This window comes from Streptomyces sp. NPDC001093 (assembly GCF_040298985.1).
Lineage (GTDB): Bacteria > Actinomycetota > Actinomycetes > Streptomycetales > Streptomycetaceae > Streptomyces.
The window spans coordinates 39,551-63,981 of record NZ_JBEPBF010000050.1; the positions used below are offsets into that span (position 1 = coordinate 39,551).

General features: G+C 69.8%; 26 protein-coding genes. 14 read left to right on the forward strand and 12 right to left on the reverse strand.

The annotated features are described in order from the left end of the window. Window positions 1–12: 12 nt before the first annotated feature. Window positions 13–1,359, reverse strand: a complete 1,347-nt coding sequence (locus ABT288_RS24310) for a glycosyl hydrolase family 28-related protein (RefSeq protein WP_351611402.1) — start codon at window positions 1,357–1,359, stop codon at window positions 13–15. Window positions 1,360–1,401: 42 nt separating this feature from the next. Here ABT288_RS24310 and ABT288_RS24315 point away from each other — a divergent pair, with 42 nt between their 5' ends. Next, the gene (locus ABT288_RS24315) at window positions 1,402–2,127 is read left to right on the forward strand and encodes a CDP-alcohol phosphatidyltransferase family protein (protein WP_351611404.1); all 726 of its coding nucleotides are present in this window, start codon (window positions 1,402–1,404) and stop codon (window positions 2,125–2,127) included. On the opposite strand, the gene ABT288_RS24320 is transcribed toward ABT288_RS24315, so the two are convergent. From ABT288_RS24320 to ABT288_RS24340, 5 genes are read right to left on the reverse strand one after another with little or no spacing between them, the layout of a single operon-like run. Next, complete coding sequence (locus ABT288_RS24320) at window positions 2,023–2,517, reverse strand: FAD synthase family protein (RefSeq protein ID WP_351611407.1); 495 nt, start codon at window positions 2,515–2,517, stop codon at window positions 2,023–2,025. The two genes, ABT288_RS24315 and ABT288_RS24320, sit on opposite strands and share 105 nt — an antisense overlap. Window positions 2,518–2,520: 3 nt before the next feature. Next, the gene (locus tag ABT288_RS24325; protein ID WP_351611410.1) at window positions 2,521–4,077 is read right to left on the reverse strand and encodes a fibronectin type III domain-containing protein; all 1,557 of its coding nucleotides are present in this window, start codon (window positions 4,075–4,077) and stop codon (window positions 2,521–2,523) included. A gap of 42 nt (window positions 4,078–4,119) precedes the next feature. Beyond that, window positions 4,120–5,661: an oligosaccharide flippase family protein gene (locus tag ABT288_RS24330; RefSeq protein ID WP_351611413.1), complete on the reverse strand. Its 1,542-nt coding sequence runs from the start codon at window positions 5,659–5,661 to the stop codon at window positions 4,120–4,122. Further along, window positions 5,658–7,223, reverse strand: coding sequence for a YveK family protein (locus ABT288_RS24335; RefSeq protein WP_351611416.1), 1,566 nt, complete (start codon window positions 7,221–7,223; stop codon window positions 5,658–5,660). The genes ABT288_RS24330 and ABT288_RS24335 overlap by 4 nt, the downstream gene beginning before the upstream one ends. Beyond that, entirely contained in the window at window positions 7,220–8,716 is a 1,497-nt protein-coding gene (locus ABT288_RS24340) for a hypothetical protein (RefSeq protein WP_351611419.1), read from the reverse strand. The genes ABT288_RS24335 and ABT288_RS24340 overlap by 4 nt, the downstream gene beginning before the upstream one ends. 161 nt (window positions 8,717–8,877) lie before the next feature. On the opposite strand from ABT288_RS24340, the gene ABT288_RS24345 reads away from it, so the two are divergent. After that, window positions 8,878–9,858, forward strand: a complete 981-nt coding sequence (locus ABT288_RS24345; protein ID WP_351611422.1) for an NAD-dependent epimerase/dehydratase family protein — start codon at window positions 8,878–8,880, stop codon at window positions 9,856–9,858. A gap of 27 nt (window positions 9,859–9,885) precedes the next feature. After that, on the forward strand, window positions 9,886–11,085 hold the full coding sequence (locus tag ABT288_RS24350) for a glycosyltransferase family 4 protein (RefSeq protein ID WP_351611425.1): 1,200 nt from the start codon (window positions 9,886–9,888) through the stop codon (window positions 11,083–11,085). 55 nt (window positions 11,086–11,140) lie between these two features. Here the strand turns inward: ABT288_RS24350 and ABT288_RS24355 are convergent, their stop codons facing one another. The 3 genes from ABT288_RS24355 to ABT288_RS24365 are packed head-to-tail and all read right to left on the reverse strand — an operon-like array spanning window position 11,141 to window position 14,260. Further along, window positions 11,141–12,268, reverse strand: a complete 1,128-nt coding sequence (locus tag ABT288_RS24355) for a glycosyltransferase (RefSeq protein ID WP_351611428.1) — start codon at window positions 12,266–12,268, stop codon at window positions 11,141–11,143. Beyond that, window positions 12,265–12,846: an LbetaH domain-containing protein gene (locus ABT288_RS24360; RefSeq protein ID WP_351611431.1), complete on the reverse strand. Its 582-nt coding sequence runs from the start codon at window positions 12,844–12,846 to the stop codon at window positions 12,265–12,267. Before ABT288_RS24360 ends, ABT288_RS24355 begins: the two co-directional genes overlap by 4 nt. Before the next feature lie 49 nt (window positions 12,847–12,895). Further along, window positions 12,896–14,260, reverse strand: coding sequence for an exopolysaccharide biosynthesis polyprenyl glycosylphosphotransferase (locus ABT288_RS24365; RefSeq protein WP_351611466.1), 1,365 nt, complete (start codon window positions 14,258–14,260; stop codon window positions 12,896–12,898). 333 nt (window positions 14,261–14,593) lie between these two features. On the opposite strand from ABT288_RS24365, the gene ABT288_RS24370 reads away from it, so the two are divergent. Then, window positions 14,594–15,466 (forward strand): beta-1,6-N-acetylglucosaminyltransferase, encoded by an 873-nt coding sequence (locus ABT288_RS24370; protein WP_351611434.1) that lies wholly within the window; start codon window positions 14,594–14,596, stop codon window positions 15,464–15,466. Window positions 15,467–15,545: 79 nt separating this feature from the next. Here the strand turns inward: ABT288_RS24370 and ABT288_RS24375 are convergent, their stop codons facing one another. Then, on the reverse strand, window positions 15,546–16,283 hold the full coding sequence (locus ABT288_RS24375; RefSeq protein ID WP_351611437.1) for an LPXTG cell wall anchor domain-containing protein: 738 nt from the start codon (window positions 16,281–16,283) through the stop codon (window positions 15,546–15,548). Window positions 16,284–16,458: 175 nt separating this feature from the next. Continuing rightward, entirely contained in the window at window positions 16,459–16,791 is a 333-nt protein-coding gene (locus ABT288_RS24380) for a hypothetical protein (protein ID WP_351611468.1), read from the reverse strand. A gap of 208 nt (window positions 16,792–16,999) precedes the next feature. Between ABT288_RS24380 and ABT288_RS24385 the strand changes: the two genes are divergently transcribed. The 10 genes from ABT288_RS24385 (at window position 17,000) to ABT288_RS24430 (ending at window position 23,607) form a co-directional block, all read left to right on the forward strand. After that, window positions 17,000–17,515, forward strand: coding sequence for a hypothetical protein (locus tag ABT288_RS24385; protein WP_351611440.1), 516 nt, complete (start codon window positions 17,000–17,002; stop codon window positions 17,513–17,515). A 198-nt stretch (window positions 17,516–17,713) separates the two neighbouring features. Then, window positions 17,714–17,923: a hypothetical protein gene (locus ABT288_RS24390; RefSeq protein ID WP_351611443.1), complete on the forward strand. Its 210-nt coding sequence runs from the start codon at window positions 17,714–17,716 to the stop codon at window positions 17,921–17,923. Continuing rightward, a complete protein-coding gene (locus ABT288_RS24395; RefSeq protein ID WP_351611446.1) occupies window positions 17,923–18,522 on the forward strand; it encodes a vitamin K epoxide reductase family protein in 600 nt (199 codons plus the stop codon). Before ABT288_RS24390 ends, ABT288_RS24395 begins: the two co-directional genes overlap by 1 nt. Before the next feature lie 130 nt (window positions 18,523–18,652). Next, complete coding sequence (locus tag ABT288_RS24400; protein WP_351611448.1) at window positions 18,653–19,150, forward strand: tyrosinase family oxidase copper chaperone; 498 nt, start codon at window positions 18,653–18,655, stop codon at window positions 19,148–19,150. Next, the gene (locus ABT288_RS24405; RefSeq protein WP_351611450.1) at window positions 19,134–20,000 is read left to right on the forward strand and encodes a tyrosinase family protein; all 867 of its coding nucleotides are present in this window, start codon (window positions 19,134–19,136) and stop codon (window positions 19,998–20,000) included. Before ABT288_RS24400 ends, ABT288_RS24405 begins: the two co-directional genes overlap by 17 nt. Before the next feature lie 205 nt (window positions 20,001–20,205). Further along, complete coding sequence (locus ABT288_RS24410; RefSeq protein ID WP_351611452.1) at window positions 20,206–21,618, forward strand: condensation domain-containing protein; 1,413 nt, start codon at window positions 20,206–20,208, stop codon at window positions 21,616–21,618. Between the two features lie 263 nt (window positions 21,619–21,881). Next, window positions 21,882–22,130: a hypothetical protein gene (locus tag ABT288_RS24415; protein ID WP_351611453.1), complete on the forward strand. Its 249-nt coding sequence runs from the start codon at window positions 21,882–21,884 to the stop codon at window positions 22,128–22,130. 183 nt (window positions 22,131–22,313) lie between these two features. Continuing rightward, window positions 22,314–22,652 carry a hypothetical protein gene (locus ABT288_RS24420; RefSeq protein WP_351611455.1) on the forward strand — a complete coding sequence of 113 codons (339 nt, stop codon included), beginning with the start codon at window positions 22,314–22,316 and terminating at the stop codon, window positions 22,650–22,652. Between the two features lie 149 nt (window positions 22,653–22,801). Next, window positions 22,802–23,053: a hypothetical protein gene (locus tag ABT288_RS24425; RefSeq protein WP_351611457.1), complete on the forward strand. Its 252-nt coding sequence runs from the start codon at window positions 22,802–22,804 to the stop codon at window positions 23,051–23,053. Window positions 23,054–23,250: 197 nt separating this feature from the next. After that, window positions 23,251–23,607, forward strand: coding sequence for a hypothetical protein (locus ABT288_RS24430; RefSeq protein WP_351611459.1), 357 nt, complete (start codon window positions 23,251–23,253; stop codon window positions 23,605–23,607). Window positions 23,608–23,900: 293 nt separating this feature from the next. On the opposite strand, the gene ABT288_RS24435 is transcribed toward ABT288_RS24430, so the two are convergent. Continuing rightward, complete coding sequence (locus ABT288_RS24435; protein WP_351611461.1) at window positions 23,901–24,194, reverse strand: hypothetical protein; 294 nt, start codon at window positions 24,192–24,194, stop codon at window positions 23,901–23,903. Window positions 24,195–24,431 lie beyond the last annotated feature (237 nt).

A 24,431-nucleotide genomic window follows, 5' to 3' on the forward strand; every position in this document is an offset into this window, starting at 1 on the left:
TCCCGGGCCCCCTCAGCGCCTGGGAGGGGTCGGGCCGGAGGACACCGCGGGGGCGCCGGGCGTTGCCGGGGGGGTTGTGCCGCCGGTGGGCTCGGTGCCGATGCAGTCGGTGAACTCCACGAAGCGGGCGGGGCCGGTGCCGTCGGTCACGGCGAAGTCGGCCTGAGGGTGGTTCCGGAGCAGGCACATGTCGTAGCGGACGACGGTCGGCGGGGTCTCGTGCTTGTCGGCCGTCCGGTACTCGTGGCGGCCCACGAGCTGACAGGAGTCGTAGCGGATCAGGGGGCCCCGTGGGCCCACCGTGTAGCGGTGCGGGCGGACTTCGGCGGAGAAGTCCTTGAAGGCGTTGGCGGTGTCGTCGCAGTCGGCGAAGTGGACCGTTCCGCTGTTCCACACGCAGTCGATGACCCTGACGTCCGGGTCACGTACTTCGAACCGGATGTCCTGGGCGTGGAAACGCTGTACCGAGTCGTGGTGCCATCTGACCGGGAAACGGAAGAAGGTGCTGGTGGTGCCGTACTCCGCGGTGTTCTCGGGGCGCTTGCCGGTGATGATGTAGGAGCCGCCGCGGCAGTCGATGGATCCGCCGTAGGGGAACTCCAGGAAGTTGCCCCACTCGTATTCGACCTTCATGTCGGTGAACCAGTAGTTCAGGAACTGGTCCTGGTCGTTCGGGGTGGCCTGATGGTGGCCCGTGAGCCCCGAATACAGAAATGCCTTCCGGTAGCTGCCGGCGACCGTGCAGGCTTCCCAGCGCATCTCCGAGTTGGTGTTCGTGCCGTCGAGGGCCAGCCCGTACTCCCATTCCCCGAGCCACTCGCACTCCGAGAACCGGTAGTCCTGAGCCTGGCCGGTGGAGTAGGAACTGAAGAAGGATGCGCCTGGAGTGGCCGAGCGGAACTGCATGCGTTCGAAGGACAGGTTCGACCAGCTGTCCTCATTGCGGCACAGATAGGAGTCCGGGCCGGTGTCCGGACGGAAGACCAGGGTGGTCATGTTCTTGCCGGCCCCGGCGAAGCGCAGACCGTTCGCGGGACGCGGCGGAGCCACGCCGTTCAACAGGGCATACGGACGGGTGATGAGGAAGTCCCCGGCGGGAATCTCGATCACCAGTCGGCCCACCCCGCCCTGGACGTGGGCGGCGGCGATCGCATAGGCGGATTCAAATGCCTTGGTGTCGTCGGTGCGGCCATCGCCCACAGCACCGAGATCGGTCACATTGATCGCGGACGTCGGCCCCGGGGACGCACTTTTGGCGTATGCCCTGCCGACCGGCAGGGCAGCCGCGACCAGCAGTGACGTCCCGCCGCGCAGAACATGTCGGCGGTTGCAGGAGATCTCGCCATCCAGTTCTGACATAGTTGCCTTCCTTTCTTGAACGGTTGTGCACCAAGGAGGGTGATGGCCGAGTTCACGGAGACGCTGAGGCAACTGTCGACGGCGCAGAAGCCGGCAAAGGGGGTGTCGGTCTACAGCCGGTTGGTCAATCGCCCGGCCGGCCGTGTCATGGCCGCGCTGGCCTTACGGATGGGGGCGACCCCCAATCAACTGACCCTCCTCGGTGCCTTGTTCACTTTTCCGGCCCTGGCGGCGATCGCCCTGCTGCGGCCCGCGCCGGTGATGTCGGTCTGCGTCGGCGCGGCCCTTGCCCTGGGCTTCGCCCTGGATGCGGCAGACGGTCAGCTCGCGCGGATCCAGCGCTCTGCGAGCCTGTCGGGCGAATGGCTGGACCATGTGCTGGACTGCGTCAGGATCGTCACGCTGCACTCGGTCGTCCTGGTGACGTTCTACCGTTTCTTCGTTCTGCCCAGTCCGCTCTTTCTGCTGGCCCCCCTGGTGTTCCAGTTCGCGGCGGTGGTGATCTTTTTCGCCGGCATTCTCACGCAGAAACTCAAGGGGGCCGGGGCGGCGGCGAAACCGGCCGGTGGCTCGGCCTCGGCGCTGGGGGCCGTACTGCTCCTGCCGGTCGACTACGGCACGACCTGTATCAGCTTTCTGTTCCTGGGCAGTCCGGACGTCTTCCTAGTTCTGTACTGCGGGCTGCTGCTGGCTCATGTCCTGTTCCTCGTCGCCTTCTTGGTGAAGTGGTTCCGGGAACTGCATCAGCTCCAGCGCCCCGCGCAGTAGCGTGCTGGAGGTGTGGACGGTGTAGGGGAAGTAGACGACCTCGACACCTACGTCCGCGAAGCGGCGTTCGAGGATCTCCCATGTGGGTGTGCCCTTCCAGTCGTCTCCCTTGAAGACGACGTGGAAGCCGACCCGCCGCCAGGTCTGCAGTTTGTCCTCGTGCGTCTCCACCACGACATCGTCGACGTGGCGCATGCTGCGGACGATCTCCATGCGCTCGGCCAGCGGGATCACCGGCCGCCGGCCCTTGACGCGCCAGGCCAGTTCGTCGGACACCACCCCGGCCACCAGGCGGTCACAGTGCCGGCGCGCCTCACGCAGGATGTTGAGGTGCCCGATGTGGAACAGGTCCCAGACGCCGGGCGCGTATCCGATGAGTGTCGGAGCCACGGGTCAGCCCCCGCTCGTCGGGCCGGCAGGTGCGGGCACCGTCACCGGCAGGGAGAGCGATCTGCGGGAGGTGCGGGTGCCGGTGGTCACCTCGATGACGTACCGGTGGCGCGTACCGGCGGGCACGGAGTCGGTGTAGCTCATCTCCGGGAGGTCCCAGGACGTGGAGGACTTGGTCTGCCGGGAGACGAGCTTTCCGTCCCGGTAGAGCCGGTAGGTCAGGACGGCGGTGTTGCGGTCCCACGAGGCGCGCCAGCCGATGGTGACCTTTCCCGGGGTTGCGCCCAGCAGCCTCAGCGTGGGGGCCTGCGGCACGCTGGTGGGGGTTCGGGTGCCGAAGCGGGTGAGTCCCTGCTGCGGCAGGCCGTCGACCCGGGTGAACTCGCCGCCCACCCAGAGGATGCCGTCGGCCACGGTCAGGGCGCGCGGGCCGACTCCCTCTCCGAGCCCGCCGTCGGTGTCCGGGAACCAGTGCAGGATGCGCCGGTCCGTGACCGACTGGGCCAGGAGGGTGTGCCGGATGCCTTGTTCGGGAAACCCGCCGGGTGTCCGCGAGCAGTTGTGCGCGTGGGAGGCGCTGTAGAGGACGCCCTTGTAGGGCAGGACGGCCTGGGTGGCGCCGAGGCAGGTGTCCTTCCACACCATGGTGCCGTCGCGGAGCAGGCCCGAGATACGTCCGTCGAAGACGCCCCCTCCGGTCCCTTCGGCGCCGATGTAGAAGTGGGAGCTGTCCTGTGCGATCGACTTGACCACCGAAGCGGCCGGCAGCCAGCCGGGATAGGTGCGGACCGTCGCCCCGGAGGTGATGTCCAGGGCGGCCAGGGCGTGGGCCGGCCGGCCGTTGACCGAATCGAAGTCACCTCCGGCGAGGATTTCGCCTTGCGCGGGCACGGCCGACAGGGCGCGGACCGGACGGTCGACGTCGGCCTGGAAGGGCAGCAGGGAACCGTCACGGGTGAAGGCGGCGATGCGGTGCCTGCTCTCTCCGCCGACCAGATCGAAGTCTCCGCCCAGGTACACCGCGCGGTCGGTCGTCTCGATGGCCCGCACGGTGGCGTCCACCGCGGGCCGGAAGTCCCTGCGCAGGGTGCAGCCGGCCGTGTTGACGGCCACGGCGTTGGCCACCTTCGCGGAGCCGACGCGGCTGAAGGAGCCGCCCACGTACAGCACCCGCCCGTCGGGGGAGGGCTTCATGGCGCGTACCGTGCCGGCCGTGTACGGGCCGGAACCGGAGGTGAAGGGCAGGGCGCAGGGCAGCAGTCGTCCGGTCACGGCGTCGAACGCGGCGAAGTTGTGCCGCCGGACCTGCCGGGTGCCCGCCGCGGCACCGGGCGGACGGACCGTGTCGAAGGAGCCTGCGGCGTAGACGACACCGCGGGCGTAGGCCAGGGACCAGACGATGCCGTCCGTCTGCCAGGTGGCCAGCGGATCGGCGGAGAGCGTTGCCGGATCGTGCCGCGTGACCGCGGCGGCGGGAGAGCAGAGCAGGGTGCCTGCGCAGATGAGGGCAGCGGCAGCCGGGCCCGCGACCGCCTTCTTAGGGAGCTTGCTCAGACGCAAGGGAACACCTCGAAGGAAAGGGGCAGGTTGAGGGGCAATGCCTCATACGGTGCGACGGCGCAGCACCTGGACCAGCTCGCTCACTCCCAGAGGCGTACGGTATCGCCACAGAAAAGTACCAAATGCGAACATACCGATAGTCAGGCTGAGGGCGAGTCCTGACGGGGTGTCACCCAACAGGGTGTGCACGCCTGCCGGCACCACCGAAATGGCCACCGCGATGCCGAGGGCACGGGTGTAACCGGCGGCCACGGTGGTGAAGCCGAGGCGGAGCCGGACCAGCAGGGCGGCCGAGAGGTTTTCCACGATGATGGCCGCACCCCAGGAAACGGCCGCGCCGAGGATGCCCCACCGCGGTACGGCGAGCACGCCCACGGTGAGCTGGACCGTGAACGCCAGGGCGGTGCAGGCCAGATGCCAGGAGCTCTTGCCGGCCATGAGCAGCACGGTCTGCGCGTTGCCGACCGCGACATTGACGATGGCGGCGGCACACAGCACGACCAGGGCGGGAGCCCCCTGGGTGAAATCCGGTCCGAAGACGGCGAGGACCGTGCGGGGGAAGCCGGCGATGAGCACGAACAGCGGCCAGGAGAAGAGGACGACCCAGCAGGTCGAGATGCGGTGCAAGTGGTGGGCCTCGGCAAGCTCGTTGACCGCGAGGAGACGGCTGAGCTGGGGTGAGACAGCCAGGCGGACGGCGAGCTGGATGAGTGTGCCCGCGGTGACGATGCGGCCGATGGCGGTGTAGATGCCGGCCTCGGCGTCGGTGGCCAGCGCCGACAGCAGGATGACCCCGACCCATACAGCGCTGATGTCGAAGACGGCGGAGATCGCGCGGGGTGCCGAGAAGGCCCAGAAGGCCCGCCAGGAAATGGACGCTCTGCCCGCAGGTGGCGCCGCGGCATGGTGGGCGCGGCAGCGGCGCAGGCCCAGCCATGCGGCTGCCAGGCCGGCCGGCGCGGGCAGCAGCCAGGCCACGGCCAGCGACAGCATCCCGGAGGCCAAGGACGCCATGGGCACGGCGATCAGCACCCGGAGCACGGGCTTGCCGATCTGCTCCACGCAGACCAACGGCACCACGGTGCTGTATCCCTGAGTGGCGGCGAGCAGGACCAGGCTGACGGTGGCGGCCGGCAGGCACAGGGCGAAGAGCCGGATCAGGGCGACCGCGTCGGCGGGGGGCAGGTCGGGCAGGAGGGTGGTGGCCACCGCGGGCCACAGCAGCAGGGCCGCGGCAGCGGCGGTGGCGGTCACCACCGCGGGCAGCACGGCCATGCGCAGCAGCGAGCCCACCGAGCGGCCACCGTTGAGGGCGAGATCCCCGGGGATGAAGCGGACGAGTCCGGTGTCGCCGCCGAGCTTGCAGACATTGCTGAGAATGGTGAACACGGCAACGCCGGTGAAGATCGCTCCGGCCCCGCGGGCCCCGACCGCTCGGGTGATCAGGCCGACCAGGAGGAAGGCGAACACGGCACTTGCGACGGAGCCCACCGCGCCCCACAACCCGCCCCGCGCGGCGGCGGCGACGGTGCTGCGGGCGGTGGCCCTGGCAGGGTCGGGAGCGGTCGTCCGGGGCCGCGTCATCTGCTGGAGACCGTGACCGTGTCGGGCTGCCCGGCAGGCTCCGTGACCGGCATGACGCTCTCGCCCTGGGGACGGGGCTTCACCAGGCGGAGCACATCGCCGGGCCGCGCCTGCTCGGTGTCGACCACGGCGCCCAGCAGGCGCGCGCCGGAGCAACTGACGAGCTCGTACACCTGCCTGAGGTCCTCCCGCCGGGCGTCGAGTCCGGTGACCACCAGGACGCCGACGGAGTGCTGGGCCATCGCGAGCGCAGTCGCGTGCTCCAGCAGGGGCCGGGCCGCGATGACCGCGGCGGGCGAGTCGCCGCCGGACGCCAGCCGGTCCATCGCCTGGGACACGTCGGTCTGGAGGAAGCGGCCGGTCCTGGCGCTGGAGCAGAGGGTGAACCGCCCTGCCGAGCCCGCGTCGACGACGACGCCCGCACCGGGCGGGCACGTCGCGCTCCCGGTGCGCTCCGCCTCCGCGACCAGCGGCAGGCATGCCGCAAGGCCGGGCGTGTCGGGGTCGGCGTCCACGAGGAGCACCTCGGTTCCCCCCTCCGCGAAGGCCGCGGCGAGGTTTGCGGCGACCACACCGGCGGCGTCGCAGTGCCGCGGGGCCGCCACGAGGAGGCAGCCGGTACGTCCCGGGAACGCGGTGTGCTCCAGGCGGCCGGCCAGGGCCCGATAGGCCCGAGCGCGGTCATCGTCCGTGCGGCCGACCGCCAGCAGTGAGTCGCCGGTGCGGCCGTCCGGGGGCAGGAAGCCCAGCACGGGTGCACGCAGGGCAGCCTGGACCTCGCGGGCCGACCGCACCCGGCCGTCGAGGGCCGAGCACAGCCAGGCCAGCAGGATGCCGAGGACGGCCCCGCCGGCCAGTCCGAGGACGAGCAGGGTCGGCCATCCGGGGCCCGCGGGCCGAGAGGGCGCCGTGGCCCTGCGGACGACGTCGCCGCCGTCGGTGTCGCGGGAGCTGATCTCGGACACGCGTTGCTGCAGGCTGCGAATGCCACCCTGTACGGCGGAGTCGTCGGCGCCCTTGTCCTTCGCCCGCCGGGCCAGCGCGGTGATCTGCTGTTCCATGCCGTCGACGGCTCGCTGCACCGCGGCGTCGTTACGGCTCTTGCGGTCGGCGAGATAGGCCTCGGCCAGGGCGTTGGCGCCGCGCGCCGCGAGCCGGGGAGTACCGGCGGTGAATTCGAAGCGGAGCACCTGGGACTTCGCCAGGTTGGTGACCCGGAGACGGCGCTGCAGCGCCGCGGCCCGGCTTTCGGGCTGTCCCAGGGCGTGCGCCGCACGGACGGCCACGGCCGTGCCCGCGGCGATCTGCTGCTCGGTGCTCATGCTGATCTGGTTGTCGGCGGGCACGCTGACCGTGGCGAAGGGGTCGGAGCCGGCGCGGACGAGAACGTCACTGGAGGCGCTGTAGGTGCCGGCGCCGTACAGTGCCACGGCCAGCCCGCCGAGCAGCCCCAGAAGGGTTCCCAGCACCATCACCATGGGGTGGCGAAGGAGCAGGCGCAGTTGCTCACGGAGCTGATCCCGTTCGTCGAACCGGTCGTCGAAGGGGAGGGAACTGGTCACGGGTGGCCTCCTGCGTGCGGAAGTGATGCATGGGGGATGGGGGCGGACAGCGGCACCGGTGCGGCGAGTCGGGGCATCCGACGCGTGGACGTCGTGATGAGCAGCGGGATCGTCATCATCAGCACCATCGGACCCGTGACGCCGAGCAGGCTGCCGCGCAGAAGGATCAGCTGGTAGAAGGCGAAGGCCGGTACGAGAAGAACCGCCAGGGAGTCCGGCCGGTCGAGGAGACGGTCCCGCAGCTCGTCCATACGGCGTCCTGCCGCGCCGAGCAGGCAGAACACGAGGGCCACGGCAGCCGGGCCGCCCCACAGATAACTCTCGATCCACAGGGGTGCCGACAGGTTGAGGAGCCCGGAACCCGCGTACCGGGCGAGGGCGATGCCGGTGTCCTCGGGTTTGTCCGGCCACACCGACCGCGGCACCATGAAAAGGAGTGGGCCGAGGGCATTCCGGGGGGAGACGCCGTTCTCCCGCGCGTAGTCAAGGCCGGTCTGCATCTGTTGGAAGGCGTCGTAGTCGCCCTTGGCGGTGAACTGCTCGGCCAGCGACACGACGTGGACTTCCTGCCGGTCGTCGTAGCGGAAGTAGTCGCTGTAGGGAAAGACGACGAGCACCGCCGCGAGAAGGGCGCCGACGATCGCGCGGGAGGCACGGGGCCGGCACAGCCGGGGCACGGTGAACAGCAACGTCAGCAGCACCGTGCCGGCCCAGAACCTCGGTTTGCTGATGGGGTTGTTGACGACGACGTTCAGCACGACGAGCAGGGGCAGCAGCAGTCGGCGGATGCCGCGCAGCAGGCGGTCGCCGCCCGGTAGGGGCCGCAGGCGCAGCAGGCTCAGCAGTGCCCAGAAGGCAGGTACGGACAGTGACCAGCTGCGCAGTGGCTGCAGGAAGGCGTCCGACGAACCGTCCGGGGCGGCAACGATTCCCTGAACCGCCTCACGGCTGGTGAAGTACGCGGCGACACCGCCCGGTTGGCCGGGAAGCAGCAGCACCGCGAGTGCCAGGGCGAGGCCGCACAGCAGCAGGACGCGCCAGGGCGCCAGGCGACGGGCGAGCAGCCGTTCCACCACGCCCGGCCGGAAGGCGGCCGGGCGCGCGGCACCTGCGTGTTCGCGTCGGGCGGCGAAGGCGGTTCCGGCGCTGTGGGCAAGCAGTCCGAGTTCGACGACCGCCACGGCCGCGAAGGAGGTCTGCGCGCCGGTCCGGTAGGGCGACGGATAGGTGTCCGAGGAGAGCATCGTCACGGGTGCCAGCCCGAACCAGATGTAGGAGAACATCCAGAAGCCGAGGCCGGCGAGCCGGACCCTGGGCGCGGTGAGCACGCGGGCGAGGGCACCGCCGGTGTGTGCCACCACAACACCCTGCAGGAAAAGGGCCGTCGGCACCTGCCCGCTGTGCGGCCGCAGGACCAGCCCGGGCAGCAGGACGACCAGTACCACGGCCCAGATGCAGAGCGCGGGGACACTGCGGACGCGCGCGTCCCGCATCGGGACCTCGGGAGCCGGCGGGCGATTTGGCGGAAACCTCACTGGCCGATTTATAGCGTCCCCTATCCTGCATATCGCATCAGGCGCGCCAATCCTGAGCGAAACGGACATAACTGAATACTCTGGGCACCTCATACCCCCCTTGACCAGAGGAGTTGTCCATGACCAAGCAGGTCGACGCCGTCGTCGCCGGTGGCGGGGGATTCATCGGCGGGCACCTCGTGAGCGCCCTGTTGGCACAGGGGCTGACGGTCCGCTCCATCGACATCAAGCCCCGGCGCGAGTGGTACCAGGTCCACGAGGACGCCGAGAACCTGATCGCGGACCTCTCGCTCCTGGACAGCGCACGCGACGGCGTCCGGGGCGCCCGGTACGTGTACATGCTGGCCGCGGACATGGGTGGCATGGGCTTCATCGAGAACAACAAGGCCGCGTGCATGATGTCGGTGCTCACCAGCACGCACATGCTGCAGGCCGCGCGCGAGGCCGGCGTGGAGCGGTACTTCTACTCCTCCTCCGCCTGCGTCTACGCCGCCGGAAAGCAGACCGACCCGCAGGTCACCGCCCTCAGGGAGGAGGACGCCTATCCGGCGCAGCCGGAGGACGGCTACGGCTGGGAGAAGCTCTTCTCCGAGCGCATGTGCCGTCACTACGCGGAGGACTACGGGTTCACCACCCGCGTCGCCCGCTACCACAACGTCTACGGCCCGCACGGCACCTGGTCCGGCGGCCGGGAGAAGGCCCCGGCCGCGGTGTGCCGCAAGGTGGCCGAGGCCGTGCTCTCCGGGAACCACCGGATCGAGATCTGGGGCGACGGCCTGCAGACGCGTTCCTTCATGTACATCGACGACTGCCTCAAGGGCACGCAGATGATCATGGAGGGGGACAGCGGCGTACCGGTCAACCTCGGCTCCTCCGAGCTCGTGACGATCAATCAGCTGGTCGACCTGGTCGAGCAGATCGCGGGCATCCGCTGCGAACGCAGCCACAAGTACGACGCGCCCCAGGGCGTACGCGGCCGCAACTCCGACAACACCCTGATCCGCCAGATCTACGGCTGGGAGCCCTCGATCCCACTGGCGGACGGCCTGGAGAAGACCTACGCCTGGGTCTACGACCAGGTGAAGCGTTCCCAGGGCTGAGGCCCGGTGCGAGGACACGACGAGCCGATGCGGATCTTCGTTCACGACTACAGCGGTCACCCCTTCCAGGCCCAGCTCAGCCGGGAGCTGGCCCGCCGCGGTCACGCGGTGGCCCACTCGACCTGCTCGGCCTACCGCAGCGGCAAGGGCGATCTCGAGGCAGACGTCCCCGGCCTGCGCTTCGTCACCATCGGAGACCGCACGGTGCTGAAGAAGCAGGCCTATGTGCACCGGCTCTTCCAGGAGAGCCGGCTGGGCATCGAGCTGGCCCGGCAGCTGCGGCGTGCGAAGCCCGATGTGGCGCTGCTGTCCAACCTGCCGATTCCCGTGCTCGTCGTGACCGCGGCAGTCCTGAAACGGCTCCGCATTCCCTGGGTGCTGTGGCACCAGGACGTCACCGCCGTCGCGCTCGAGAGCTTCGCCGCCGCCGAGGTCGCCGGGGCGATGGGCATCGCCGCGAAGGTCTTCGGCGCCGGTGAGAAGTGGGCGGCACATCAGGCCTCGGCCATCGTGGTGATCGCCGACTCCTTCGTCCGGGTCCACCGGCAGTGGGGCACCGCCGACAAGGTCACCGTCATCCCCAACTGGGCGCCGCTGGACGAGATCGTTCCCGTGGCCCGGGTCAACGCCTGGTCGGACGAGCAGAACCTGAGCGGCGTGAAAACCCTCCTGTACGCCGGCACGCTGGGCCTGAAGCACAATCCCGTGCTGTTGGTGCGCCTGGCGGAGCGTCTGCGGCAGCGGGGCGAGCGCGTGCGTCTCGTGGTCGTCAACGAGGGCCCGGCCGTGCCCGTACTCGAACGCGCCGCCGCCGTCCGCGGGGTCGAGGTCACGCTGCTGCCCTTCCAGCCCTACCGGCGGCTGCCCGAGGTACTGGGCACCGGTGACGTGCTGGTCGTTCTCCTCGAAGGCGGCGCCGGGATGTTCTCGGTCCCGTCGAAAACCCTGTCGTACCTGTGCGCCGGGCGCCCGGTGCTCGGTCTGATGCCTGCCGAGAACCTGGCCGCTCAGCTGCTTCATCAGGCCGGCTCGGCGGTCTTCCCGCCGCAGGAGTCGTCGCTGGAGGACGCCGCCGACTGGGTCCAGGAGGTGCTGTCCGACCCGGAACACGCCGCGTCCCTGGGCAAGCGGAGCCGCGTCCTGGCCGAGCGGGAGTTCGCCCTGGAGGGCTCCGCCTCCCGCTTCGAGGACATCCTCAAGGCGGTGACCGGCGCCTCGGTGCCCTGAGCACCTGGCCGAGCACCCCGCCGGGTGCCCCGCTGAGCGCCCAGCGGGGCACCCCTCACCTGTGTCGCGGGCGGTCCCGGTAGATGCCCTCCAGCCGGTCCACCACCGCGCGGATGGAGAAGACCTCCCTGATCGCCCGGCGCCCGGCGTCAACCAGCCGGCGGCGCAGCGCTTCGTCGCCGAGCAGCCGGCCCACCGCCTCGGCCAGGGCCTCCGGGCTGCCGTCGGTGATCAGCGCCGCCTGCCTGCTTGCCAGTTCCTCCGCGATGCCGCAGCTGTCCGTGCACACCACCGGCGTTCCTTCGGCCAGTGCTTCCAGCACGGTCATGCCGAACGGCTCGTTCACGCTGGGCAGGACGTAGACGGCGGCCCGGCGATAGGCCTCCAGCGCCGCGGAGTGCTCCAGCGCGCCGCCGTAGCGGACCACGTCGGTCAGCCCGCGGTCGGCGATGAGCCGGTTCACCTGCCGCAGCGATCCCTCGTCCGTTCCGTGGAGGGTGAAGCGCGCCTCCGGGAACTCCTTGTGGACCAGGGCGGCCATCTCCACGAAGGCCTCGGGTCGCTTGCGCGGGTGGAGCCGGGCAAGGAAGAGCACGTGGGGGCCGCCGGGCGGCCGCTCGTCCGTCTCCTGACGGGGCGGGGGCATTCCGTTGCCCAGCATCACCAGCGGCGGCGCCTTGGGGCTCAGCACCGCGGTCAGGGCCCGCCGCTCCTCCTCGGTGAGCACGAGGCAGCAACGCGCTCGCCGGAGCAGGGGGACGTAGACGCGGTCGAAGACGCGTGCGGCGATGCCCGTACGGGGCTCTACCATGCCGTGTGTCTGGACGACGAAGTCGGTGCGCCGCAGCCGGGCGACGGCGAGTGCGGCCAAGGACACGAGGTCCCTTCCCGCATGCAGGTGAACGGCCTCGGCACGCCCCATGGCACGCCAGAGATCCCGCAGCAGCAGGGGGTGCATGAGGCCGAGGTATCCCTGGCCCGGGACAACGGTCCGCGCCGGGCGGGAGATGAACGGGATGGCGCCGATGCGTCGAGGAGCCGGCGTCCGGCCCCGCCACAACGCCACCAGCTCCACGTCGTGCCCCCGTGCGGCCATCTCCTGCAGTTGGGTGACCGCCACGCTCGGCGGGCCTCCGAAGGCCGCGCCTTCGCTGACGAGCGTGACGACCTGGACCACTCTCATGGCCGGATTCCTCTCGTGGATGGGGACGCAGACGTCCCTGGAGCGGCGCCGGGTGTGAGGACCACGCCCGGGGCGAGGTCCTGGTGCGCCACGGCGCCGGCGCCCACCACGGCTCCCCGGCCGATGGTGACGCCCCGCAGTACGACGGCCCGGGCCGCGACCCAGCTGCCCGGCTTCAGACGGATGGGGCCGTTGTCGAACTCGAACGTGGCGGAACGGCGGAGATGGCTGCCCGTGCACAGCAGCGCGCTCTGCGAGACACAGCAGTCGCTGCCGATCGTGACACGTTCGAGGTTGAGGATCCACGCGCACTCGCCGATCCACACGTCGTCGCCGACATCCAGCTTCCACGGCCAGTGCACCCGCACTCCGTGCCGGATCAGCACCCGCTTTCCGATGCGGGCGCCGAAGGCACGCAACAGCACCGGACGCCAGCGCGCCGGGAACCACCACTTGACGAAGACGAGGTGGAGGACGGCGAACCAGGCGGCCTGGACGAGCAGGGGCCGCCCCTTGTCGTATCCGGCACCGGTGAAGCCGCGCAGTGACCACGTGGCCTGGACTGTGCGCTGTGCCATGACGCTGTGCCTTTCCCGGAGAGCCACGACGGCGGAGCGAGCGGGGTGATCAGTAGGCGCCCTGGCCGTCCAGCACCGCGCGCACGGTGCGGGCCATCACGGTGACGTCTCCGGCCAGGGACCAGTTGTCGATGTAGCGCAGATCGAGCGCGACCGTCTCGTTCCAGGAGAGGTCCGCTCGTCCGCTCACCTGCCACAGCCCCGTCAGACCCGGTTTGACGGTGAGCCGGCGTCTCTCCACCATGTTGTACTTGTCGACCTCTTCGGGCACCGGGGGACGCGGTCCGACCAGTGACATGTGGCCGAGCAGGACGTTGAACAACTGGGGCAGCTCGTCGAGCGAGTAGCGGCGCAGGAAGCGTCCGACGGGCGTGACCCGTGGGTCACGGCGCATCTTGAACATGTGCCCGTCGTTCTCGTTCGCCTCTTCCAGCTGGCTCTTGAGCCGGTCGGCACCCACCACCATCGTGCGGAACTTCCACATGGAGAAGTGCGTGTTGTGCCGGCCCACGCGGATCTGCCGGTACAGGACAGGGCCGGGCGAGCCGAGCCGCACCGACAGGCCCACGAGGAGAAGCAGGGGGGAGAGAAGGACGATCAGCAACAGCGCACCCACACGGTCCACGACGGCCTTGAACAGCGCGGGAATGTCGCGGCGCAGGGGTGGCGCCACGATGTGCAGCATCGTCAGCCCGGCGGCGGAGGTGACCCGGAGCCGACGCCGGGCGACGTCGACGATGCCGGGCAGCACGATGAGCGGGCAGCCCCGGTCGTGCAGCGCCCAGGACAGCCGGCGCAGTCGCTCGCCGGACATGGGGCGGCTCACCGCCACGAAGGTCAGCTCGGCGGCCAGTTCGTCGACGGCGCCCAGTACGGCCGCCGCGTCCGTCTCCGGTGCCGTGGGCGCTTCGCCGGCCAGCCGTACGCACACGGCGACGCCCGAGGAGACCGGCTCCTCGCCCACCGCGCAGGCGCCGACGACGACGTATCCGTGGTCGGTGCGCTGGGCGAGCTGCGCGACCACGGCGTCGACCAGGGGGCCCTCACCGACGACAAGGGCGCGGCGCAGGGCGCGGGCGTCCCGCCGCGCGGCCCGCAGTTGACGGCGGATCACCTCCTGGCAGACGGCGGTGAGGATCAGCGCCGGCACGAGTGCGGTGAACACCTCGATGGGGACGCTGTTCAGTCCGCACAGCACGCGGAGCGTGGCCAGGGCGCCGACCAGCACCAGCCAGTCCCTCAGGACGTCCCGCAGACCGACCCCGTCGGTCCAGACCCCGGTCGCGTACCGTTTGCCCGCCAGTCCGATCAAGGGCCACAACACGGCGGCGGCAGCCGCCAGGCGCAGCGGGTGCGGCTCCCGGACGTGGATCACCGCCGCCGCGACCGGCAGTGCCGCGCCGGCCAGATCCACGCAGACGGAGAGCGGCCGGTACGAGCGAACTCGCGTGCCTTCGCGGTGAACAGTTCTGTACGGCGTGGAGAAGGGCGCCTGCCCGGACACCGCGCTGGTGGAACGCCCCATGGCTCTCCTTAGCAGCCTCAGTCGCTCATCGGCCACTACTTATATCAGGCAAACTTCACAAAACCATGTCTTTCAGTACATTGATGTGCTTGACGGTTTCCGGTGATGACACCCAACAGGCATACGGTGAAAAGCCGTACTGAACAGGCCACATGCGTATAGTGCGGGCACTACGGGGAACAGAGAGCTGGCGGTCGCAGCGAAACCCGGGAGGAGAGAAGGATGCCGGTATTTGCCGTGCTCGCCCACACCGAGCCCGGGCTGTTCGCCCGGCTCGTCGAGAGACTGGCGCCGTACCCCGTGGTCGTCCATGTGGACGCGCGGTCGCAGGGTGACGACTTCGCGGGGGTGCCTCGCACCACGTACGTCCGCGAGCGGGTCGCCGTTCGATGGGGAGGCTTCTCGGTCGTCCGCGCGATGCTGGCCCTGTACCGCACGGCGCTGGAGTTCGCGCAACCGTCCGACCACATCGTCCTGCTGTCCGGGCAGTGCTATCCCGCCCGGCCGGTGGCCGAATTCGCCGATCACCTTGCCACGGCCCCGTTCCGGCAGCACTGCCGGACGGCACCGCTGCTCGACGGCGCGGCTGCCGAGAGCCGGATCCTCAAGCGGTGGTACTTCGACGCCCTTCCCATCGGCCCGGGACCGGCCTACCTTCCCCGCGCCGTGCTGCGAAGAGGGATCTCGGAACTGGCCCCCAGACGCAGGCCTTCCGTGTTCGGTGACATCGAGCCGGTGTCGGGGAGTCAGTGGACGGCGCTGACCGCCGACTGCGTCGCGGACCTGCTGGGCAAGGCCGAGGATCCCCGCTGGGAGGACCTGTTCCGTACGACGCTCGCCCCGGACGAGATGTTCTTCCACACGCTGCTGTGGAACAGCGGCTGGCGGCACGAGGTGGAGGACCCGGTACTCCGGCCGAGGGCCGGCCGCATCACCGCCGACTTCACCAACTTCCACTACGTGGACCGCATGCTCAAGGGCACCAGGACCCTTGCCGATCTCCCGGCGATCGAAGCCTCCGGGATGTACTTCGTCCGCAAGGTCGCCTCACCGCAGTCGGCGGAACTGCTCGACGTGCTGGACAGGCGAACGTGACCTGATTCCCGCCGGAGGAAAGACATCGGGTGCCGGACGCGAGGCGTCCGGCACCCGATGTGCGATGTGCTACGTCGTACTACTTCTGGGACGCGGCCCGGCCTCGCCGGTACAGGACCGTGCCGGCGGCCAGCAGCGCCGCGCCTGCAGCCGCGGCTCCGATGGTGCCCTCGGCGCCGGTGTGGGCCAGGTGGTGGTGGTGATGCCGGTGGTGGTGATGCTTGTGGTGCGGCGGCGGGACATGCTCGTGCGGCGGCTTGTGATGCTTGTGCGGCGGCTTGTGGTGGCGGTGCGGAGGCGGCTTCTCTTCCTCGCACCCGCAGTGCTCGTCCTCGCCGTAGCTGGAGCTGCTGCCATAGCTCGACTTGTCGTCGTCGCCGTAGCTGTTGGAGCTGCCGTAGCTCGACTCGTCGTCGTCGCCGTGGGTCCGGGAGGGCTTGTGGCTCGGCTCGTCGTCGCCGTAGTTCCGGGAGGGCTTGCGGCTCGGCTCGTCGTCGCCGTAGCCCTCGTCACCACCCGAGGAGCGCTGGGGACTCGGCTCGGACTCGGGGGCGGCCTCCTCCATCATCCTCGCCTCCCTGTGGGCCATCCGCACGGCGTCCTGCGCCTGCTCGATCGCACGCATGGCACTGGCCATGCCCGGGAAATCGTCGGCCTCGTCGTTGTTGTCGGGCACGCTGGCCGACAGCGCAGCGGCGCGGGAGTCCGTCACCGTCGAAAACGGATCGGAGTCCGCGAATGCCCACGGGCTGTACAGAGTCAGGGCACTTGTCGCGGCGGCAGCCACGACCAGCCCCTTGCTCAGGGTCTGTCGCACTCTCGTTGTCTTCCTCTCAGAGGGAATCGGAAGCCGGCCACGGGGCCCGATGGAGGGGGCTTCACGCGTGCCACGACCTGCAGACTGTGAACGAGATATGGACGCCCGAAGAAACCGGAAGACGTGGAATGCAGGGTAATTCACCCGAATGCCGCTCTTGTGGTGCCCGAAGGGCTCATCCGCCGTACAGTGCCTCGGCCTGCTGCGCGTACGCGCTCGCCACGGCCTGCCGAGGGTGGCGGCGGCGGTGGTCTCGGTCAGGCCGTAGCCCCGGGCCCTTGCCCGTACGAGCGTCAACCGGACGAACTGCGGCCGCTGCTGACAGACCGTCGCCACCGTGTCGGGCGTCAGCGCGGTACGGCGCCTGGTGACCCGGCGACGGGGCCTCCGGGTTCGTCGTACGGACCTCGCGCACCGAGCCGCTCTCGTCCCGGACCAGCTCGACGCGCGCACGCGCCGCCAGGTCGGTGCGCTGCTGAGCCTGTTTCAGATCCCTGCGTACGCCCATGACGGCTCCCCGCTCGCGGCTCGGCTGACGCGGACTTACCGAAGAGTCAACTTACTTGTGCGTAGCGGATGGTCAATGGGCCTGGCGTGCGCAAGCCGTGCCCCGAACGGACCGGTCGTTCACCGGAACGCCCTCGATCGGTTGCGGGGCGCGGTGGGTGATCTCACGGTGGGCACAAGATCCCGTTCACCCAGCGAAAGGAATGTCCATGGGGGTTCCACCCGTTCGGCGCATCGCGTCCATCGCGCTCAGCGCCGTCCTTCTGGCCGGTGTCGCCGGTCCGGCCGCCTTCGCGGCCGACTCCGCCCCGGAGCGCACCCGGACCGTGGCCCAGGCGCCCGTCCCCGGTGCGGACAAAGTCCTCACGCAGGTCAACGGCCTCGGGCACTTCGGTACCGTGCTCGAGCCGGTCAGGACGCTGCTCAACGCCGTACTCAAGGCAGACAAGGGCCAGCTCTCCGCCGACCAGGCGACCAAGCTCGTCCAGGCCGCCAAGGACGCCGTGGCGAAGGCGGCCGAGGCGGCGCCGGCCACCACGACGTCAACCGGCGGTGACGCCGAGGCACCGGCCGACAAGGTGAAGGACGCACAGGCCACGCTCAACAAGGCGCTGGACACCCTGCAGAAGGCCGCCACCGACGGCGACGGCGACCAGGTGACCGGAGCGTCCCACGGAGTCCTGTCCGGCCTCCTCGGCCTCCTCGCCTCACTGCTGGGCCTGTAGGACCCCTCTTCCTCCGGGTGGGTCCGGAAGGGAGGCCCGGCGGGCACGGGTGCCGGAGGGTCATGCGCCTCCGGAAGCCCCGCCGTGACACGGCACGCCCACCCGGCGTCACCCGATCGTGTGGAGCGCCTGCTGCTCTGCACCGGTCGGGTGAGCCGCGGGCCGGGCCCTCCCTCGGGGTGCCGATAAGGTCGCGCGGTGACCTCGACCTCCGGCGACACGCGCTCCTTCCGCCGCGCCGACCAGGGCAGTCCCGCCCGGCCGGGCCCGACGCTCCCGCTGCGGCCGGCGGCGGGCCGGGCGGTCGTCCCCATGCCGTCCCGGCACGCCCGGTACGGCACCACCCCGCCGCGACGGCCGGCCACCGACCCGGGCGAGGTTCGCCCGGCCCTCGGACCGGGCGCCTGATGGCGTCGGCGCAGGAGCCCCGGGCGGTGGGTGGCAGCCGTGGTTTCGGGCTCCTCCTGGTTGTCACGGGCGCGGCCGGGCTGCTGGCCTCCTGGGTCATCACCCTCGACAAGTTCAAGCTTCTCGAGAACCCGAACTTCAAACCCGGGTGCAGCCTGAACCCGGTGGTGTCCTGCGGCAGCGTCATGAAGAGCCCGCAGGCCTCGGTCTTCGGCTTCCCCAACCCGATGCTGGGCCTGGTGGCCTACGGCATCGTGATCTGCGTGGGCATGAGCCTGCTGGCCGGCGCCGCCTTCCCCCGCTGGTACTGGCTGACCTTCGACGCGGGCTGTCTGTTCGGGGTCGGGTTCGTCTCGTGGCTGCAGTTCGAGTCGCTGTACCGGATCAACGCCCTGTGCCTGTGGTGCTGTCTGGCATGGGTCGCCACCATCGTGATGTTCTGGTACGTCACCGCGTTCGCCGTACGCCACCGTCTCCTGCCCGCGCCCGCACCGGTGCGGGCCTTCCTCGCGGAGTTCACCTGGGTACCGCCGGTGCTGCACACCGGAGTCGTCGGCATGCTGATTCTGACCCGCTGGTGGGATTTCTGGACCAGTTGAACACTTCGGCGCCCGTGCGTTCCGGGCCCGTTCCTCCGCGCTCTCGTCACCGGTCCGGCCGCACCGCGGTGACCGGGAGGGCCGTCCGTCGGTTACCGCTCCGGACACCTGACCGGACGAGGAGTGAACGATGGTTCCAGAGGTCGGCACAACCCCGGTGGGCGGGCAGCGCGGAACGCCGGTCGCGGGCGGATCGCGGCCAGGGGGAAGCACCCGGCGGGAGGTGACGCGGAGGCTGCTCGCCTCGGCCGTCGGCGTCGGGCTCGTCCCGGTGGCCGCGGCCTGTGAGCGGCGTCCGAGCGCCCAGGACGACGGCCGGCGGACCGACGCCTTCGACGAGACCTACCGCGGGCGCCACATCCGCGGCATCGAGGTCCGCACCGGCCGCCGGGCCGCCGCCGGCCGGTGGCAGGTCACGATCGACGGCCGCCCGCTGCACCTGATGCGCCGCGCCGACGGCAGCTGGCTGAGCATGGTCGACCACTACCGCTCGTACCCGACCCCGCTCGCCGCGGCCCGCGCGGCGGTCGACGAGCTGGGCCCCGACGAGCAACTGCGCGATCTGGCACCGGGCCCGATGGGCGGAGCGCCGATGCACGGGGGAGGCGAACATGGCGTACACGCGTAAGAACGTCAGCAAACTGACCCGCACCGAGCGGCGACGGTTCGTGGAAGCCCTGCTGGAGCTCAAACGCAGCGGTGAGTACGACGAGTTCGTACGCATGCACATGGAGTACAACGCCCCCGACGGTGAACGCGGGCTGCGCACCGCCCACATGACACCCTCCTTCCTGCCCTGGCACCGCAAGCTCGTGCTGGAGCTCGAACGGGCGCTGCGCCGGGTGGACGGGTCGGTGACGGTGCCGTACTGGGACTGGACGCGCGACCGCACGGCCACCTCCCTGCCGTGGACCGACGATCTGATGGGCGGCAACGGGCGGCGCTCGGACCGGCAGGTGATGACCGGTCCGTTCGCCTACCGCGCGGGCCACTGGCCGCTCAACGAGAACGTGACCGACGTGGAGTACCTCACCCGCGACCTGGGCCACCACAGCAACCCCATCCAGCTGCCGACCGCCCGTGACCTGGAGGCGGCCCTGGCCGATCCGGTGTACGACACCGCCCCCTGGAACTCGACGGTCACCAGGGGCTTCCGCAACAAGCTGGAGGGGTGGGGGACGGGCCGGGGCAGTGTCTCCTGGCGCAACCACAACCGGGTGCACCGCTGGATCGGCGGGGTGATGGTAGGCGGCGCCTCTCCCAACGACCCCGTCTTCTGGCTGCACCACGCCTTCGTCGACCTGCAGTGGACCCGCTGGCAGCAGCGGCACCGCGACCACCGCTATCTGCCGGCCCAGCCGCCCGGCCCGCGCGACGACCAGCACGGCCGGATCGTCGCCCGGCACCAGCGACTGCCGCCGTGGGACGTGACACCCGACGAACTGGAGGACATGAGCGGGGTCTACCGGTACGAGTGAGGCAGGCTCCGGCGAGGCGCGCCACCGGGAAGAGCCCCGCTGCGCGAGGTGCCGGCGCTCTTCTCCGTGTCTTCCGAACCCGCGCCGCTCGCTTTGCCGTTCGAGGCGTCACACGTCCCGCTGAAAAGCCTGCGACACGGCAACCGCCGCTCGCGCACGGCTCCCCCGTGATCAAGTCTGAGTCTTCTGCGAAGGAGACGCCCCCGTGCGAATTTCTGACATTCAGCGCTGCGAAGTCCGGCCCGGACGCCTCGTCGAGTGGACGTACAGTCCGGCGACGGTCGCGGCCGCGGCAGCGCAGCCACCGGACCCGCGGCCGCCGGCGTACATCCAGGAGTCGCACATCAGAACCGCGCGCTCGGTGCGCGAGGACGGTCTGTTCGTGCCGACCTGGATCGGTACGGCGTTCGATCTGCCGGGCCGAGCCGATCTCGACGCGCTGGAACAGGCGTTGCGCGGCTGGACGCTGCGGCACGAGACGCTGCGCAGCGGCTTCAGGTGGGCCGGTGAGGACATGCACCGGTTCACGCTCGACGAGGACGACGTGACCCTGCGCCGCGAGGTGATCGGCGACTTCGCCGACGCGGACACGCTGGTCCGTTACCTGCAGGACCGATTCGACGTCGCGGCGGACGCGCTCGGCTGGCCGAACCTCATCTACGCGGCCGTCGTCCGCGACGACTCCACCAGCGTGTACCTGGCGTTCGACCACACCAACGTCGACGCCTACTCCCTCTACCGCATCCCGGACGAGATCCAGGAGTTGTACCGGGCGCGCGTCACGGGTCGGCCCATGTCGGGTGCTCGCGTGGGCAGTTACGTCGACTTCTGCGAGCAGGAGCGGGCGAACGCGGACGACATCGACGACACCCACGCGATCGTCGCCCGCTGGCGGGAGTTCATCGCCCGGTGCGGCGGGAAGCTCCCGGACTTCCCCGTCGATCTCGGACTGCGGCCCGGTGGCGTACTGCCCACCCAGAAGCTCCTGCGCGAGCCGCTCGTCGACGCGGACGCCGCCGCCGCCTTCGAGGCGTACTGCCGGCCCTACGGCGGCAGCATGGTGGGCGTTCTGGCCGCGACCAGCCTGCTCGTGCACCAGCTCGGCGGGCAGCCGGTCTACCGCACGGTGGTGCCGTTCCACACCCGGGTGAAGTCGGCGTGGTCGGACTCCGTGGGCTGGTACGTCGGCGGCGCACCGATCGAGGTGCCCACGACACGGGACTTCGACGGCGCGCTCACCGCGGTCCGCGCCGAGTTGCAGGCCAACCGGTCGCTGGCGCGTATTCCGCTGGCCCGGGTACTGCGCCTGCTCGGCGCGGACTTCCGTCCCACGTCGCCCGACATGTACTCGATCGTCTCGTATGCGGATGCCCGACTCGTCCCCGGCTCGTCCCAGTGGAGCGAGCGGAAGGCGTACGGGCTGATCCGGGTGTCGTACGGCGACCAGGTGTGCGCCTGGGTCACCCGGCTGCACGAGGGGCTGTGGTTCGCCTGCCGTTACCCGGACAACGACGTCGCATACAAGAACATGCGTCTTTACATCGAAGGTCTGCGGGACCTCGTGGTGTCCGTTCCGGCGGACCGCCGTCATCGGGCCGTGGAACCGACATTCTCGTAATACCGGGGGCGGGGCGCGCTTTTCCGTTCGTCGGACAACTGCCCTTTTCGCTCTCAGTGTTGGCACGGCCGATGCCAATCCGCAGTGTTGGGGCGTCAGTTGCGGTACCCCGGAGGAGGCCGCGCACTCATGTCCCCTTTTAGACACGGATATCCGCCAAAGTGGAATACGGCACTTGGCTACTGGTAGTGTTCGTGAAGTCACGGTAGGCAATCAGCCTCGACGTCAGCAATACGTCAAGCAAATGAAGAACCGAGGGTTCCATGCGCAAGCTTCAGCAGGTCGTGATCGCAGCAGTGGCGGCGGCCGGCGGTCTCTCCGCCATCGGTGCCGGTGCCGGTACCGCCTACGCTCACGGCAAGGGCGGGCTTGAGGTGAACGACCTCTACCGCCCGTACCAGGAGTGCAGCCCGCAGACGGTCGCCGAGAACGATCTTCCGATCGGCGTGCTCGGGCTTGCCCAGACCCTGGACACCACCTGCGGCCAGTTCAACAACGCCTTCTCTGGCTGAGATCGACGGCGTCATCACGTGCGACGCCTTCCGCGGAACCCTTCGGGTCGCTCCCCGAAGGGTTCCCTTCACGCCCGGCCGGTTGCCCCGGGCTCGAAGACCAAGACAGGGCGAAGGCAGGGGCCGGCGCGGACGGTTGGCGGCGCGCGGTGCCCGGCGCCCCTCACAAAGGAAACGCAGCACATGTTCAGCACGAAGAAGATCGCGGCTGTCTCGGGGCTCATCGGCGGCCTCGCCGTGGCCTGCGCCGGCGTGGCCCAGGCGCACACCGTACGGGGTCCGGGTACGTGCACGCGGGACATCCTGGGCAACGTCACCTGCATCCAGCGGATCGAAGGTGAGATCCCCGAGAACGGCCAGATCCCCCACTACGACAACTGCCTGCCGACGCAGCCCTTCACGGTGCCCGCCGCCCTGGGAGGCGGGTCGATGAAGATCGGGCCCCAGGTGACCTGTTCCAACACGACATCGGGAGCGCCCGACAGGGCTGACGGGAACAAGGAGTTCTCCGGTCTGGTCTGAGCCTTCGGGGCGGAATCCTGCGGTGCATGCCGTGCGGTGAGCCGACACGACGTATGGAGCGAAGATCCCAAATTGCTACGGACTGTGTGTATAAGCTCACAGCAAGTAGTCAAACCAGGGCTGTCCGCCCGGGTAAGAAAGGGTCAACCATGCGTAAGTTTCAGCGTGCTGCGGTCGTAGCGGCAGCGGTTGCGGGGCTGTCCACCCTTGGCGTCGGCGTCAGCTTCGCCGGTGGTCAGGGCCAGGAGGAGGTCGCCCCTCCGTCGATCACCGCTGTGGCCAACTCGTCGGCCAACGCCGTGGCCACGTGGGGTGGTTTCGACGAGGGGAAGAAGGGTGAGCACAAGGAGGGCGGGGAGGAAGGCTACGGCCAGTACGCCGCTCCGAGTGACGCCCAGTAATACAGCACGATAGGCACATCGTAAGAACTCGGACGCTCCTGTCCCGGACCAACTCGGCTTGTTCACCGGTGTGCTGAGTGACACCCCCATGCGAAGGCAGCCCGGACGCGCGGCAGATCCCCCAGGGAGCGCGTCCGGGCTGCGCCAATTGCCGGCGCCGGCTCGTCTCCTGCACTCAACTGCAAAGGAACGCAAACATGTTCACTCGACAGAAGGTCGTGACCATCTCGGGTCTCGTCGGAAGTCTCGCCGTGATCTGCGCCGGTGCCGCACACGCGCACGCCGATGAACCCAGGGGCGCGTGCAGGAAGACCGCCACGGGCGTCGTCTGCATCCGCAAGAGCGACATCCGCACCGACCACCGCGGCAAGCACGTCATCGACCAGACGCAGGACTGCTCGACGGCCGACCGTTCGCGCGTGGTGTTTCCCGACGACGAACTGCTGGACGGCGGAACCGCGAAGGTCGGGGCGGTAGTGGACTGCTCCAACCATGTGAAGCTGCCCAAGGGCTTCAAGAAGCCTCGGTTCGACACGCCTCGCATCGCGTTCTGATGGGCGACCGGCACGGGCCGGACCGGGATCATTCCCGGTCCGGCCTTTCCGTTTTCTGGCCCCTTGTTCCGGCTTTCTGATCGGCTGTGACGGCTTTCCGGTCCGCCGCTCCGGTGCGGCTTTCTGCTCCGCTATCTCGGGCCTCCTGGCCCGGCATTTCCCCTTGCCGGTCCGGCACTTCGGCTTCCTGGTCCGGTACTTCGGCTTGTCTGGTGCGCGGAGCCGTCCGCCGACATGGCTGTCCCCGGTGTCCCGGCCTGTGGCCGGGACACCGGGGACGGAGGGGGCCGGGCCTACTTGCCGACGTTGTTGTTGCAGCCCATGGTCGAGCCGAGGGTCGACTGCTGGGCGCCGGCGTTGCCTTCGCCGTTCAGCAGGTTGCCGCCCAGGCCGTTGGCGATGCCGACCTCGCCGAGGACGTCGGCGTTGAGGTCGTGGGACCTGCAGGTCGTGCTCTGCAGGACGCTGAAGCGGGGGCCGTTCCCGCCCTTGCCCCACCCCTGGTCGGCGTGGGCGGCGCCGGCGCTCAGGAGTCCGACGCTCCCGAGGGCGGCAACCAGGACGGCAGCCTTGCGCAGCTTGTGCATGTCTACTCCGGTGGAAGTGAAAGTGGTGGATGCGATCTACGAGAGATCGACTTCGTGCGGTAATGGAGGCTAATAGGAAATATCCGAAGACAACCAACGACGCGCCGAATTACGAATTGTTGTCACCCTGAATGCTCACAGGCGCACAAAAAAGGTCCCGGCAACCCGCCCGTGGCGCGGGGCCGGGTCCAATTGCTTCGGTGGTGGCCCGTAAGGGCGGTAGGAAGTGGGAAAGTA

What these genes read in the sequence shown, in the direction of transcription:
- ABT288_RS24345 (WP_351611422.1), top strand. Translation starts at nt 8,878, where the DNA reads ATGACCAAGCAGGTCGACGCCGTCGTCGCCGGTGGCGGGGGATTCATC.
- ABT288_RS24425 (WP_351611457.1), top strand. Translation starts at nt 22,802, where the DNA reads ATGCGTAAGTTTCAGCGTGCTGCGGTCGTAGCGGCAGCGGTTGCGGGG.
- ABT288_RS24350 (WP_351611425.1), top strand. Translation starts at nt 9,886, where the DNA reads ATGCGGATCTTCGTTCACGACTACAGCGGTCACCCCTTCCAGGCCCAG.
- ABT288_RS24395 (WP_351611446.1), top strand. Translation starts at nt 17,923, where the DNA reads ATGGCGTCGGCGCAGGAGCCCCGGGCGGTGGGTGGCAGCCGTGGTTTC.
- ABT288_RS24420 (WP_351611455.1), top strand. Translation starts at nt 22,314, where the DNA reads ATGTTCAGCACGAAGAAGATCGCGGCTGTCTCGGGGCTCATCGGCGGC.
- ABT288_RS24310 (WP_351611402.1), bottom strand. Translation starts at nt 1,359, where the DNA reads ATGTCAGAACTGGATGGCGAGATCTCCTGCAACCGCCGACATGTTCTG.
- ABT288_RS24405 (WP_351611450.1), top strand. Translation starts at nt 19,134, where the DNA reads ATGGCGTACACGCGTAAGAACGTCAGCAAACTGACCCGCACCGAGCGG.
- ABT288_RS24340 (WP_351611419.1), bottom strand. Translation starts at nt 8,716, where the DNA reads ATGCGGGACGCGCGCGTCCGCAGTGTCCCCGCGCTCTGCATCTGGGCC.
- ABT288_RS24385 (WP_351611440.1), top strand. Translation starts at nt 17,000, where the DNA reads ATGGGGGTTCCACCCGTTCGGCGCATCGCGTCCATCGCGCTCAGCGCC.
- ABT288_RS24355 (WP_351611428.1), bottom strand. Translation starts at nt 12,268, where the DNA reads ATGAGAGTGGTCCAGGTCGTCACGCTCGTCAGCGAAGGCGCGGCCTTC.
- ABT288_RS24315 (WP_351611404.1), top strand. Translation starts at nt 1,402, where the DNA reads ATGGCCGAGTTCACGGAGACGCTGAGGCAACTGTCGACGGCGCAGAAG.
- ABT288_RS24330 (WP_351611413.1), bottom strand. Translation starts at nt 5,661, where the DNA reads ATGACGCGGCCCCGGACGACCGCTCCCGACCCTGCCAGGGCCACCGCC.
- ABT288_RS24430 (WP_351611459.1), top strand. Translation starts at nt 23,251, where the DNA reads ATGTTCACTCGACAGAAGGTCGTGACCATCTCGGGTCTCGTCGGAAGT.
- ABT288_RS24370 (WP_351611434.1), top strand. Translation starts at nt 14,594, where the DNA reads ATGCCGGTATTTGCCGTGCTCGCCCACACCGAGCCCGGGCTGTTCGCC.
- ABT288_RS24400 (WP_351611448.1), top strand. Translation starts at nt 18,653, where the DNA reads ATGGTTCCAGAGGTCGGCACAACCCCGGTGGGCGGGCAGCGCGGAACG.
- ABT288_RS24380 (WP_351611468.1), bottom strand. Translation starts at nt 16,791, where the DNA reads ATGGGCGTACGCAGGGATCTGAAACAGGCTCAGCAGCGCACCGACCTG.
- ABT288_RS24435 (WP_351611461.1), bottom strand. Translation starts at nt 24,194, where the DNA reads ATGCACAAGCTGCGCAAGGCTGCCGTCCTGGTTGCCGCCCTCGGGAGC.
- ABT288_RS24415 (WP_351611453.1), top strand. Translation starts at nt 21,882, where the DNA reads ATGCGCAAGCTTCAGCAGGTCGTGATCGCAGCAGTGGCGGCGGCCGGC.
- ABT288_RS24360 (WP_351611431.1), bottom strand. Translation starts at nt 12,846, where the DNA reads ATGGCACAGCGCACAGTCCAGGCCACGTGGTCACTGCGCGGCTTCACC.